The sequence below is a fragment of the Streptomyces sp. CLV115 genome (assembly GCF_038448545.1).
Taxonomy (GTDB): Bacteria; Actinomycetota; Actinomycetes; order Streptomycetales; family Streptomycetaceae; genus Streptomyces; species Streptomyces sanglieri.
Window position 1 is genome coordinate 43,669 of record NZ_JBCEWQ010000018.1, and the last position, 12,096, is coordinate 55,764.

At 71.0% G+C, this 12,096-nt stretch carries 13 protein-coding genes; 9 read left to right on the forward strand and 4 right to left on the reverse strand.

The window, feature by feature from the left end; translation table 11 throughout:
- Positions 1 to 13: 13 nt before the first annotated feature.
- Together AADR41_RS09785 and AADR41_RS09790 are read right to left on the reverse strand one after the other, a co-directional pair.
- On the reverse strand, positions 14 to 1,639 hold the full coding sequence (locus tag AADR41_RS09785) for a sensor histidine kinase (protein ID WP_342280929.1): 1,626 nt from the start codon (positions 1,637 to 1,639) through the stop codon (positions 14 to 16).
- Positions 1,636 to 2,871 (reverse strand): fused response regulator/phosphatase, encoded by a 1,236-nt coding sequence (locus AADR41_RS09790; protein WP_342280930.1) that lies wholly within the window; start codon positions 2,869 to 2,871, stop codon positions 1,636 to 1,638. Before AADR41_RS09790 ends, AADR41_RS09785 begins: the two co-directional genes overlap by 4 nt.
- A 304-nt stretch (positions 2,872 to 3,175) precedes the next feature.
- Between AADR41_RS09790 and AADR41_RS09795 the strand changes: the two genes are divergently transcribed.
- Both AADR41_RS09795 and AADR41_RS09800 read left to right on the forward strand, forming a co-directional pair.
- A complete protein-coding gene (locus tag AADR41_RS09795; protein ID WP_342280931.1) occupies positions 3,176 to 4,660 on the forward strand; it encodes an SDR family NAD(P)-dependent oxidoreductase in 1,485 nt (494 codons plus the stop codon).
- A gap of 359 nt (positions 4,661 to 5,019) precedes the next feature.
- Entirely contained in the window at positions 5,020 to 5,196 is a 177-nt protein-coding gene (locus tag AADR41_RS09800; protein ID WP_342280932.1) for a hypothetical protein, read from the forward strand.
- Between the two features lie 79 nt (positions 5,197 to 5,275).
- Here AADR41_RS09800 and AADR41_RS09805 read toward each other — a convergent pair whose 3' ends face one another.
- Positions 5,276 to 5,650: a fluoride efflux transporter FluC gene (locus AADR41_RS09805; RefSeq protein WP_342280933.1), complete on the reverse strand. Its 375-nt coding sequence runs from the start codon at positions 5,648 to 5,650 to the stop codon at positions 5,276 to 5,278.
- Positions 5,647 to 6,117 carry a fluoride efflux transporter FluC gene (locus AADR41_RS09810; RefSeq protein WP_342280934.1) on the reverse strand — a complete coding sequence of 157 codons (471 nt, stop codon included), beginning with the start codon at positions 6,115 to 6,117 and terminating at the stop codon, positions 5,647 to 5,649. The genes AADR41_RS09805 and AADR41_RS09810 overlap by 4 nt, the downstream gene beginning before the upstream one ends.
- Before the next feature lie 198 nt (positions 6,118 to 6,315).
- Between AADR41_RS09810 and AADR41_RS09815 the strand changes: the two genes are divergently transcribed.
- From AADR41_RS09815 to ureG, 7 genes are read left to right on the forward strand one after another with little or no spacing between them, the layout of a single operon-like run.
- Positions 6,316 to 7,278, forward strand: coding sequence for an urea transporter (locus AADR41_RS09815; protein WP_342280935.1), 963 nt, complete (start codon positions 6,316 to 6,318; stop codon positions 7,276 to 7,278).
- Between the two features lie 58 nt (positions 7,279 to 7,336).
- Positions 7,337 to 7,642 (forward strand): urease subunit gamma, encoded by a 306-nt coding sequence (locus AADR41_RS09820; RefSeq protein ID WP_342280936.1) that lies wholly within the window; start codon positions 7,337 to 7,339, stop codon positions 7,640 to 7,642.
- A gap of 4 nt (positions 7,643 to 7,646) precedes the next feature.
- The gene (locus AADR41_RS09825; RefSeq protein ID WP_342280965.1) at positions 7,647 to 8,468 is read left to right on the forward strand and encodes a cobalamin biosynthesis protein CbiX; all 822 of its coding nucleotides are present in this window, start codon (positions 7,647 to 7,649) and stop codon (positions 8,466 to 8,468) included.
- Entirely contained in the window at positions 8,465 to 8,944 is a 480-nt protein-coding gene (locus AADR41_RS09830; protein WP_342280937.1) for an urease subunit beta, read from the forward strand. Before AADR41_RS09825 ends, AADR41_RS09830 begins: the two co-directional genes overlap by 4 nt.
- Positions 8,944 to 10,668 carry an urease subunit alpha gene (gene ureC / locus AADR41_RS09835; protein ID WP_342280938.1) on the forward strand — a complete coding sequence of 575 codons (1,725 nt, stop codon included), beginning with the start codon at positions 8,944 to 8,946 and terminating at the stop codon, positions 10,666 to 10,668. The genes AADR41_RS09830 and ureC overlap by 1 nt, the downstream gene beginning before the upstream one ends.
- Positions 10,669 to 10,672: 4 nt before the next feature.
- Positions 10,673 to 11,440, forward strand: coding sequence for an urease accessory protein UreF (locus AADR41_RS09840; protein ID WP_342280939.1), 768 nt, complete (start codon positions 10,673 to 10,675; stop codon positions 11,438 to 11,440).
- Between the two features lie 34 nt (positions 11,441 to 11,474).
- Complete coding sequence (ureG, locus tag AADR41_RS09845; RefSeq protein WP_342280940.1) at positions 11,475 to 12,095, forward strand: urease accessory protein UreG; 621 nt, start codon at positions 11,475 to 11,477, stop codon at positions 12,093 to 12,095.
- Position 12,096: the final 1 nt, after the last annotated feature.

Genomic DNA, 12,096 nt, shown 5'->3' on the forward strand with positions numbered 1-12,096 from the left:
AACCCGGCAGATCTCAGCCATGGCCGGCCTGCCTCGCTGCCGGGTCCGCAAGGGGCTGCTCCGTCGCCGAACGCGCGGGCACGGCCGCGGAGACCGGCAGGGTGAAACGGATCCGGGTGCCGTCCGAGGGCTCCTCGTCCAGCCAGATCCGGCCCCCGTGGACCTCCACGATCTTCCGGCACAGCGCCAGACCGATGCCGGTGCCCTCGTACTCGTCCCTGCCGTGCAGCCGCTGGAAGATCACGAAGACCTTCTGGGCGGACTCCGGCGCGATGCCGATCCCGTTGTCCGAGACGCAGAAGTGCCAGTCCTCGCCCTCCCGGACACAGCCGACCGTGATCCGGCACGGCACGTCGGGGCGGCGGAACTTCACCGCGTTGCCGATCAGGTTCTGCCAGACCATGGAGAGCGCCGTCGCGTCCCCGGTCACCTCGGGCAGCGGGGACTCCCGTACGACCGTGGCGCCGGACTCCTCGACGACCAGCGCGAGATCGGCCAGCGCCCGGTCGAGCGTCCGGTCGAGGCCGACCGGCTTCCACTTGTCGTGCACCCGCCCCACGCGGGAGAAGGCGAGCAGGTCGTCGATCAGCACCTGCATCCGGGTGGCGCCGTCCACCGCGTAGTCGATGTACTGACGGGACCGGCCGTCCAATGATGGGGCGCACCGTTTCTCCAGGAGCCGGCAGAACGAGGCGACCTTGCGCAGCGGCTCCTGCAGATCGTGCGAGGCGACATAGGCGAACTGCTCAAGCTCCGCGTTCGACCGGCGCAGCTCCTGGGCCTGCTCCGCCAGCAGCTGTTCGCGCTCCTGGGAATCGGCGAGCTCTTCGACGATCCGGCGGCGCATGTCCTCGACGGCCGCCGCGACCGCCCGCACGTCCGACGGCCCGCCGACCTCGATCCGGTTGCGGAACGCCCCCGACCGGACGGTGTCGGAGGCGGCGGCCAGCCGGCTCAGCGGCCGTCCCACCATCCGGTGCAGCAGCAGCCCCAGCGCGACCACGGCCGCCAGGAAACCCACGACCAACGCGATGAACACCCGGTCCCTGGTGGTGCGGGCGGTGCCCAGATCGGAGCGGGCCAGGTCGCGCGCCACGTCGAGATGGGCCTGCTGGGCCTTGTACAGCCGCCGCAGCGTGTCGAACTCGTCCTTGCTCTGCCGGATCGGGGCCGAGGACTCGGAGGCCGGACCGTCCCGGCGGACCTCGGCGACCAGCGGCTCGGCGTGCTGACCGCGCCACTCCCGGGCGGCCGCGGCGATCCGGTCGAGATCGTCGGCGAAGGGCTGCTCGTGCCCGACGAGCGCGCGCACCCGGGCCAGCCGCAGGCTCTCGTCGCGCATCCCCTCCTCGTAGGGCCGCAGGAAGGTCGTGTCACCGGTGAGCGCGAAGCCACGGATCCCGGTCTCCTGCTCCAGCAGGGCGTTCTGCAGCTGGAAGGACGAGGAACGGGCGGGCTGGATACGGTCCACCAGGTCGGTGGTGCGGTCGGATATCCGGGACTGGACCAGGCCGCCGACGAGCCCGCCGGCGCACACGATCAGCACGAAGACGGCGAGTATCAGATGGACCCAGCGCTGGACCGACAGGCGCGAGGCAATTCCGGGCCGGGTGCCCGGCGGGGCGTCGCGGCCGCTCATCGCGCGCCGCTCCGTCCCCAGCCCAGGTGCAGCACGGCGACGTCGTCGGCGAGACCGCCGTACGGGGACGCCGCCGAGGCCGCCTCGTCGACCAGGGTGTCCACGAAGTCCCGGGCCGCCAGCGCGCCGTGCCTGCGGGCCAGGGCGAGCAGCCCCTCCTCGCCCAGCCGGGTGCCCGGTCCCGAGCGCCCCTCGAAGAGCCCGTCGGTGAACAGCACGAGCCGGCCGTCCCCGGGCAGCGACAGCTCCGAGGCGCTCCACCGCTCCGTCCCCGTACCCGGCACCAGCCCCAGCGCCATCCCGGGCTCGGGCTCCTCCCAGCTCACCCGGGCCCCGCCGCGCAGCAGCAGCCCGGGGTGGCCGGCGCGCACCACCCGCACCCGGCGCCGGTCCGGGTCGAAGGCCAGGGAGGTGACGGTCGCGAAGACATGCGGGTCGGAACGCTCGGCGACCAGGATCTCCTCCAGCAGCCGGACCTGTTCGAGCTGGCCGGTCGCGCACAGCACCGCCGTACGCCACGCCACTCGCAGGCACACCCCCAGCGCCGCCTCCGCCGCCCCGTGCCCCGACACATCGCCGATCACCGCGTGCACCGTGCCGTCGGACGTCTGCACCACGTCGTAGAAGTCCCCGCTGAGCAGCGCGTGCGCCCGGCCCGGCTCGTATCGCGCGACCGCCTCGAAGGAGTCGTCGAGCAGCAGCGGCACCGGCAGCAGACCACGCTCCAGGCGGGCGTTCTCCTGCGCCATCAGACGGTTGGCACGCAGCGCCGCCGCCGCCCGCTCGACCTGCTTGCGCTGGAGGGCGTAGCGGACCGAGCGGCCCAGCGCCTGCGGATCGAGCCGCCCCTTGACGAGGTAGTCCTGGGCGCCGTTCGCCACGGCCGACAGGCCCGTGTCGGACTCGGCCCGGCCGGTCAGCACCACGATGGCCGCGTCCGGCGCCGACTCGACGAGCTGGGTGACGGCGTCCAGGCCGAACACGTCGGGCAGATGCAGATCGAGCAGCACACAGCAAGGGGTGCGGCTCCCGGCCAGGAAGTGCCGTGCCTGGGCCAGTGTCTTGCACCAGGTCAACGCGGAGTCCAGCTCGCTGTCCGCGAGCATCTCCTCGACCAGCAGCGCATCGCCGGCGTCGTCCTCGACCAGCAGGATCACGGCGTCGACGTCCCAGACCGATCCGCTGCCGACGGGGGAGGGGCCCGGCTGTACGGGGACGGCGTCCGAACGCACAGGTTTCGCCGGAGAGCCGTCCGCGGGGAGCCCGGTCACACTGCACCCCCCTCGTCTGCACGTACGGCACGGCCCACCCCGGGCGTATGGCAGCGAAGCATATGTGACCTGTCCGTGGAGGAGACGTCCGGGCGCTGGCGGCCCGCGGTCGTCCGCGCCCACGGCCGACCGACCGCGGAGCCGTGCGACAAGTCACGCGAACGGAGCAGCGGCCGGTGCATGGCAGACTTGATCGGGGCGTTCGGCCCGGCAGGAGCAGGTACGGCGGTCGGCGCCACGAGAGACGGATGGCAGAGGAACGGCAATGACGGTGACACAGGACAGCCCGGAGCTCGCTCCCGGAACTGAGGAGTTCGGTCCCGGTATCGACCCGGAGCGGCTGGCCGTCTGCCTGAGCGTGCTCGACGAGCTCGACAACATCGAGGTCGACCACCCGGACGCCATCCTCGTGCGCCGCGCCACGGCCGGGATCTACCGGACGGTGAAGCAGCGCCGCCGCCAGGAGCGCCGCGCCGCCAAGACCGCCCACGACAAGGCGGTCACCGAGGCCACCGCGACCGGCTCGGCCGACCGGATCGACGACGAGACGCAGGGCGTCCTGCCGTCGTCGTCCGCCCGCGCCGAGATCGCGGGCGTGCTCCAGCGCCCCCGCTCCTGCTACATCTGCAAGACCCGGTACGTCGAGGTGGACGCCTTCTACCACCAGCTCTGCCAGCAGTGCGCGAAGGAGAACCGCTCGCGCCGCGACGCCCGGACCGACCTCGGCGGCCGGCGCGCGCTGCTGACCGGCGGCCGGGCCAAGATCGGCATGTACATCGCGCTGCGGCTGCTGCGCGACGGGGCGCACACCACCATCACCACCCGCTTCCCCAACGACGCGATCCGCCGCTTCAAGGCGATGCCGGACAGCGACGAGTGGATCCACCGGCTGAAGATCGTCGGCATCGATCTGCGCGACCCCGCCCAGGTCGTCGCCCTCGCCGACTCGGTCGCAGCCGAGGGCCCGCTGGACATCCTGATCAACAACGCGGCGCAGACCGTGCGCCGCTCGCCCAACGCCTACAGCGAGCTGGTCAACGCCGAGTCGGCGCCGCTCCCGGCGGGCGAGCTGCCCGCCGCCGAGGTCATCGGCACCTTCGGCAGCGGCACCGTCGACCGGGTCGCGGCCCTGCCGGCCGCCCGCAAGGAGGGGCTGAGCGCGCAGGACGTCACCGAGCTCGCGCTGGTCACCGGCTCCGCGTCGCTGGAGCGGATCGCCGCCGGGACGGCGATCGACGCGGGCGGACTGGTGCCCGATCTGCACGACACCAACAGCTGGATCCAGACGGTCGAGGAGGTCGAGCCGATCGAGCTGCTGGAGGTCCAGCTCTGCAACTCCACCGCCCCGTTCATCCTGATCAGCCGGCTCCGCCCGGCCATGGCCGCGACCGCCGCCAAGCGGGCCTACGTGGTCAACGTCTCCGCCATGGAGGGCGTGTTCAGCCGCGGCTACAAGGGCGCCGGCCACCCGCACACCAACATGGCCAAGGCCGCCCTGAACATGCTCACCCGCACCAGTGCCCAGGAGATGTTCGAGAAGGACGGCATCCTGATGACCGCCGTCGACACCGGCTGGATCACCGACGAGCGCCCGCACCCCGACAAGATCCGCCTCGCCGAGGAGGGCTTCCACGCCCCGCTCGACCTGGTCGACGGCGCCGCCCGCGTCTACGACCCGATCGTGCGCGGCGAGGAGGGCGAGGATCTGTACGGCTGCTTCCTCAAGGACTACGCGCCCGCCAACTGGTAGTCGCCGCCGACGCGGCGTGCATGAACAGTCGTCGACCCGGTCGGGACCTGCTCCCGACCGGGCTTTTTTGTATGTCCGGCGCCCTGCCCGGTGGCTGAAAGTGACCTAGAGCACACGTTCCATCGAGCACGGAAGCGCTCATTTGGTTACCCTGATGTGAACGGACGTAATCGAGGAGTCCACAAACCTTCCTCGACCGTCCCGGGACAGGCTTGTCAACCAGGCCGCCGTCCCGCCCCGTACCCGGCGCCACCGCGACCGAACTGTTCTTGCCCCTGCCCATACGGGTGGCTGATCCCCCGGTGATGAGGCCGGGGCATCGGCGACGCCGAGGGTGACGCGACACAAAGGAGTGCGCGGTGACGACACCGGAACTGACGAAGCAAGAGAAGCGACCTGCCGATCGGCACGGAGACCGGGCCCGCAGGCCCGAGAAGCTCCGGAACATCGAGGTCTGGGCCAGGTCCGCACCGATCCGGCTGGCCGGCTACGAGGACGACCTCGCCGAGCCCCACATCCTGCCCGGCATCGACTGACACGGCCTCACAGCACGGCGCCCGAGCTCCGGTCCGCATCGCGCGGCCCGGAGCTCGGCCCGTCGCCGCGCCCGCCGCCTCACCGGAGGGCACCCGCCACGGCCGCCCCGGCGAACGACAGCCCGACACCCGCACCCACACTGAGCACCAGATACCCCGCCGCCATGGACAGCCGACGGGCCGAGGTGAGGGTCAGCAACTCGTACGAGAACGTCGACCAGGTCGACAGGGCGCCGCAGAAGCCGGTGGCGAGCAGCAACTGGAGCCGGGGCCCCAGCTCCCCGTCGGTCACGGCCTCGGAGAGGAAGCCGAGGAACAGCGCCGCACCCGCGTTGGCCGCGAAGGTACCCCAGGGAAAAGCGGTCCGGAGCCTGAACTTGGCGTCCACACCGAGCAGATAGCGAAGCGGAGCGCCGGCCAGTCCCCCCGCGAGCACGAGCAGCCAGTCGGTCATCGGTCGCCGTCCTGGGCCGCGTAGCCATGTCCGAGGGCCGAGTGCGCGGCGAAGGCGCCCGCCGTCACGGCGGTCAAGGCCGCCACCACCGTCAGGACCAGACAGCCGACCGCATAGCCGGGCCGGCCGTTCTCGAAGAGCTGCCGCACGTTGTCCGTGTAGTGGGAGAACGTGGTGAACCCGCCGAGGACACCGGTGCCCAGCAGTGGACTGATCAGCCGCGGTGAACCGGGGAAGCGCAGCTTCAGGGTGACCATCAGGACGCCCATGAGGAAGCAGCCCACGGTGTTGACCAGCAGAATCGTCCAGGGGAACGCCGAAGCGCCGGTGGGCCAGATCCGCTCGGCACCGTAGCGGGCGGCGGCCCCGGCGGCGCCGCCGATCGCGACGGCCACCACGACGGCCGGCTGCGCTCCGGGGTGGTGATCGGGGTGGGGGTGGTGGTGCAGTCTCATCCGCGGGGACATCCGGCGAACCTAACGAGCGGGCCCGGGCACACGCGCGCAGCACGCGCAACGGCCCACTTTCGGACTCCAATGGAGGACCGGAACACCGCACGGCGAGAAGAGCTGTCCGGCATATGCATTGATGGCGTTGAGCCGATTCCCGCCGTCCGTGCTCCGCGAGGAGAGCGACCGGTGCCTGCCGAGCCGTTGGAGCTCCCCTTGCCCATTGCCGAGCCGGACGCCGTCCGGAAGCTCGAAAGCCGGCAGCCGACCGCCTTCCTCCTGGCCTCGGTGCGCGGCGTCGGTCAGGTGGACCTCCAGCCGGGCATCTGGACGGGCGCGTTCATCCTCGCCGGGCTGTGGGCGGCGGGCTGGCGGATCGGCCTCTTCGCCACCCTGGGCACCCTCGTCTCGACCCTGACCGCGTACGCGGCCGGCATCGACCGGTCCGGCATCGCCCTCGGCCTGCACGGCTACTCCGGCTGTCTCACCGGCATCGCGCTGGTCACCTCGCTGGGGAACCACCCCGCCACGTATGTGCTCGCGGTCATCGGATCGATCATGTGCACCATTCTGACGATGTCGCTGACCACTCTGCTGGCGCCGTACCGGCTGACGGCGCTCACCGCGCCGTTCTGCCTGGTCTCCGGTGTCATGGTGCTCGGTGCGCCGTCGTTCGGGCGGATCTGGCACGGGGCGCCCAAGGCCGTGTCCAGCACCACCAGCGGCGACACCGCGATCTCCTGGAACGACCTGTGGCACGCCTTCTTCACCAACGTCTCGCAGATCTTCCTGGTGGACGCCTGGTACGTCGGGCTGATCATGCTCGTCGGACTGGCCTTCTCCGGAGCACGCGTGGTGCTGTACGCGGCGGCCGGCAGCGTCGTCGGGATCGTCGCGGCCTGGGCGCTCGGCGCCCCCACCTCGTTGATCGCCAACGGGATCTACGGCTACAACGCCGTGCTCGTAGCCATCGCCGTCGGCGCGGTCTTCCTCACCGGCACGGTGTGGAACGGGGCCTACGCCCTCTTCGGCGCCGCCGCATCCACCGGCCTGACCGCCTCACTGACCTCGTTCTTCAAACCCTTCGGCGGCCACACCTTCACCTGGCCTTTCATCCTCGTGACCTGGGTGCTCATGGCGGCCGTCCCGCTGATGCCCCGCTTCCGCAGGAGCGGCTGACCGCCCGGCCGCCGGCCCTTTATCGCCCCTCCCCGCATCCCAGAGGAAGGTACTGACGATGAACCTCGCACCGCGCGAGATCGACAAGCTGTTGGTGTACGTCGTGGCCGACCTGGCCCGCAAGCGCCGGGACCGTGGCCTCAAACTCAACTACAGCGAGTCCGTGGCGCTGATCAGCGAGGCGATCCTGGAAGCCGCGCGCGACGGCAGGAGCGTCGCGGACTGCATGGAACTCGGCCGGCACGTCATCGGCGAGAAGGACACCATGCCCGGCGTCCGGGAGATGCTCGGGCTGCTCCAGATCGAGGCGTCCTTCGTCGACGGCACCAAGCTGGTGTCCTGCCACGATCCCATCGGTGGCTGAACCGATGCCCGACCACTGCCGGGTGATCGCGGTGTGCGGCCACGAAGCCGCGTACGGCGAGGCCCTGCACGGCCTGGTGGACCCCGCGGTGACCGTCGTGGCCAACGGGCGTGAACTGTTCCGGACGGTCGCCGCGCTGAGCCGCCGCGGCCGGCGGAGCTGCGTCGTCCCGATGACGCTGGGCCGCGAACCGGAACTCGTCGCGGACACCGCCCGCACGCTGCGCGCGCTGCCCGCCGCCGAGCGCGCCGGGACCGTGCTGGCCGAGCCCTTCGGAACCTCCCAGCACCTGGTCGGCTGGCTGCGCGCTGCGGCGGCCCGCGCCCCGCAAACCGCCGCGCTGCTGGTCACCGCCCCGGCCGGCGACCCGTTCGAGGACGCCGAGTTGTACCGGGTCGCGAGCCTGGTCCGCCGTTACGGGAGCCACGGCCTGGTCGAGGTCGCGTTCACCGGGGGAGACCCGGACCCGGCCGAGGGGGTCCGGCGCTGCGGGCTGCTCGGTGCCCGGCACGTGGTGCTGCTCCCCGCGGCGTTCGCCGAGCCTCCGATGCCCGACGTGCCCGGCATCCGGGTCGAAAGCGCCGGTCCGCCGATCGCTCCCGCGGCGCTGGCCCGGGTGCTCGCCGAGCGCGTGGCCGATGCCCGGCGGCACCGGGACGAGCGCGGTGACGACGGCATCGCGGCCGGACTGACGGCCGCGGACCACCACGGCCACTCCCACACCCACCCGCCGGGCGAGGGCCACGACCACGGTCACGGACATCAGCACACGCATCCGCACCCGCACGCCCACGGTGCGGGCCGAGTCATCAGGAGCACCGCATGACGCCCCGTCAGAGGTACATCTACGGCAAGGAACCCATCGAGATCAACGCCGGCCGCCGCACGGTGAAGCTCACCGTGCGCAACACCGGGGACCGCGCGGTCCAGGTCGGCTCGCACTACCACTTCTTCGAGGTCAACTCGGCGCTGTCGTTCGACCGTCAGAAGGCGCTCGGTATGCACCTGGACATTCCCGCCGGAACGGCGGTACGCATCGAGCCCGGCGGCACCCGCGACGTGCAGCTGTGCACGTACGCCGGAACCGGCCGGCTCGTCGGTTTCAGCGGGCTGCTCAACGGCAGCCTCGCCTCGCACCCGATCAAGGTCGAGGCCGTGCGCAAGGCGATCGAGCTGGGCTTCCAGGGCACGCAGGAGAGCGGTGACGGGGGCGCGCCCCAGGAACGCACCGCGAAAACCAAGAGCACCAAGAGCGCCAAGAGCCCGAAGGACTCCAAGGCCAAGAAGAAGGGTTCGCGCTGATGTCCATCATGCCGCGCAAGCAGTACATCGACATGTTCGGCCCGACGGTCGGCGACCGCTTCCACCTCGCCGACACCAACCTCGTCGTCGAGGTCGAGAAGGACTACAGCGAGGGCCTGTACGGCGACGAGGTCGTCTACGGCGGCGGCAAGACCATGCGCGACGGCATGGCTTCCGACCCGCAGGCCACCGCCGCCCAGGGCGCGCTCGACACCGTCATCACCAACGTGGTGGTCATGGACCCCGTGGTCGGCATCGTCAAGTGCGACATCGGCATCAAGGACGGCTTCATCGCCGGCATCGGCAAGTCGGGCAACCCGCAGACGCAGAACAACGTCCACCCGGACCTGGTCATCGGACCGGGCACCGAGGCCATCGCCGGGGAGCACCTCATCGCCACTGCGGGCGCCATCGACCCGCACGTCCACCTCATCTCGCCGCAGCAGGCGCAGCAGGCGCTCACCAACGGCATCACCACCCTGATCGGCGGTGGCACGGGCCCGGCCGACGGCACCAACGGCACCACCTGCACACCCGGCCCGTACAACATCGCCCGGTTCCTCCAGGCGGCCGAGACCTTCCCCGTCAATCTCGGCATCATGGGCAAGGGCAACGGAAGCCTGCCCGAAGCGCTCGACGAGCAGATCGAGGCCGGAGCCTGCGCCCTGAAGGTCCACGAGGACTGGGGTGCGACCCCCGCCGTGATCGACAACTCACTGAAGGTCGCCGACCGTTACGACGTCCAGGTCGCCATCCACACCGACAGCCTCAACGAGAGCGGCTTCTTCGAGGACACCCGCTCCGCGATCGACGGCCGCGCCATCCACACCTTCCACAGCGAGGGCGCGGGCGGCGGTCACGCCCCGGACATCCTGCGGGTGGCGGGCGAGCCGAACGTACTGCCCTCCTCCACCAACCCGACGCTGCCGTACACCAAGAACTCGGTGGACGAGCTCCTCGACATGGTCATGGTCTGCCACCACCTGGACCCGCAGATCCCCGAGGACGTCTCCTTCGCCGACAGCCGGGTCCGCGCCGAGACGATCGCCGCCGAGTCGGTGCTGCACGACCTCGGCGTCATCAGCATGTTCTCCTCCGACTCGCAGGCCATGGGCCGGATCGGCGAGTCCGTCACCCGGGCCTTCCAGACCGCCCACCACTGCAAGGACAAACTCGGCACGCTGGAGGGCGACTCCGCCCGCAACGACAACCAGCGGGTGCTGCGCTACCTCGCCAAGGTCACCATCAACCCGGCCATCGCCACCGGCATCTCCGACCACGTGGGATCGATCGAGAAGGGCAAGCTCGCCGACATCGTGCTCTGGCCCATCCACTCCTTCGGCGCCAAGCCGAAGATGGTGATCAAGGGCGGCATCATCTCCTGGGCGCAGATGGGCGACCCCAACGCCTCGCTGCCGACCCCGCAGCCGGTGATCTACCGGCCGATGTTCGGGCAGTACGGCAAGGCCCTGCCCGCGAGCCATGTCACCTTCATGTCCCAGGCGGGTATCGCCGCCGGGGTTCCGGCAGAACTGGGCCTGGAACGCATGGTGTTGCCGGTGAGCCGCACCCGGACCATCGGAAAGCACAACATGATCCGCAACAACGCGCTGCCGGACATCGAGGTCGACCCGGAGACGTTCAGGGTCACGCTCGACGGCAGGGTCGCCACCATCGACCCGGCCGAGGAACTCCCCCTCAACCACCTGTACTTCCTGGTGTAGGGCGATGTACCGCGATGAGAGCGACCCGTTGGGCGACCCCGCCCCGGCATCGGCCGCGTCCACCACCCCGGTGCGCACACCCGAGCCGGAGCTCGGGCCGCTGCTGGTCAGCCTCCAGCTGACCGACTCGGCGTTCCCGAGCGGCTTCTACACGCTGTCGCACAGCCTGGAGGGGTTCGCCCACGCCGGGGCGGTGGACCAGGAGAGTTTGCCGCTGCTGCTGGAGGACCTGTTGCTGCACGGCGTCGGCCCGGCCGACGCCACCGCGCTCGCGCTCGCCCACCGGGCGACCCGGGCGGGCGACGCGGCGGCCGTCGTCCGCATCGACGAGCACCTGTTCGCCACCAAGCTGGGCCGCGAGATGCGCCAGGCGGCCACCCGGACCGGACGGCAGCTCCTCGACCTGGCCCGGGAGGTGTTCGACCGCCCGGAGATCGCCGAATACTTCGGCCGTGTCGAGCGCCGTGAGGCGCCCGGCACCCAGGCGGTGGCCGCCGGTGTCATCCACGCCGCGACCGGCGTCCCGGTCCGCCAGGCGGTCGCCGCGGACCTGTTCGCGTTCTGTGCCAGCTTCGCGGGCGCCGCCCTGCGGCTGCGGCTCACCGACCACCGCTGGGCACAGACCCTGTTGCGGGGCGCCGCACCCGTCATCGAGGCGGCCACGGAGGCGGCGCTGCGGCGCGAACCGGCAGACATCGGCGCCACCGTCTTCGCCTCGGACATCATGTCGGGCCGTCATGAACGCGCCGAGGCACGGCTGTTCGCCAGCTGACCCATCCACACCCCCACACGAGTCAGGGAGCACCATGGACGACAACGTACTTCGGGTCGGCATCGGCGGACCGGTCGGATCCGGCAAGACCGCGCTCATCGAGGCGCTCGTACCGGTACTGATCGAGCGCGGCCACCGTCCCTCCGTCATCACCAACGACATCTACACGCAGGAGGACGCCCAGCACGTCCGCCGGACCCTCGCCGGCGTCCTCGAACCGGAGCGTGTCGTCGGGGTCGAGACGGGGGCCTGTCCGCACACCGCCGTGCGGGACGACCCCACGATGAACCTGGCGGCCGGCGCCGAGATGCTGGAGCGCTTCCCCGACACCGACACGCTGCTCTACGAGTCCGGCGGTGACAATCTCACGCTCACCTTCAGCCCGGCCCTGGTCGACCTGTTCATCTTCGTCCTGGACACCGCCGAGGGCGAGAAGATGCCCCGCAAACGCGGTCCGGGCATCACCGACTCCGATCTGCTCGTCATCAACAAGATCGACATCGCCAGGTACGTGCGCACCGACATCGGCGTCATGGAGTCCGACGCCCACCGGGTCCGCGACAACCGCCCCGTCGTCCTCACCGACTGCCTCACCGGCATCGGCATCGAGGACGTGGCCGGCTACCTCGAATCCCGCCGCAAGGCGCTGATCTGAG

Coding starts and splice junctions, on each gene's coding strand:
- ureG (WP_342280940.1), top strand. CDS start 11,475: ATGGACGACAACGTACTTCGGGTCGGCATCGGCGGACCGGTCGGATCC.
- AADR41_RS09805 (WP_342280933.1), bottom strand. CDS start 5,650: ATGACCGACTGGCTGCTCGTGCTCGCGGGGGGACTGGCCGGCGCTCCG.
- AADR41_RS09795 (WP_342280931.1), top strand. CDS start 3,176: ATGACGGTGACACAGGACAGCCCGGAGCTCGCTCCCGGAACTGAGGAG.
- ureC (WP_342280938.1), top strand. CDS start 8,944: ATGTCCATCATGCCGCGCAAGCAGTACATCGACATGTTCGGCCCGACG.
- AADR41_RS09840 (WP_342280939.1), top strand. CDS start 10,673: ATGTACCGCGATGAGAGCGACCCGTTGGGCGACCCCGCCCCGGCATCG.
- AADR41_RS09785 (WP_342280929.1), bottom strand. CDS start 1,639: ATGAGCGGCCGCGACGCCCCGCCGGGCACCCGGCCCGGAATTGCCTCG.
- AADR41_RS09820 (WP_342280936.1), top strand. CDS start 7,337: ATGAACCTCGCACCGCGCGAGATCGACAAGCTGTTGGTGTACGTCGTG.
- AADR41_RS09810 (WP_342280934.1), bottom strand. CDS start 6,117: ATGTCCCCGCGGATGAGACTGCACCACCACCCCCACCCCGATCACCAC.
- AADR41_RS09825 (WP_342280965.1), top strand. CDS start 7,647: ATGCCCGACCACTGCCGGGTGATCGCGGTGTGCGGCCACGAAGCCGCG.
- AADR41_RS09830 (WP_342280937.1), top strand. CDS start 8,465: ATGACGCCCCGTCAGAGGTACATCTACGGCAAGGAACCCATCGAGATC.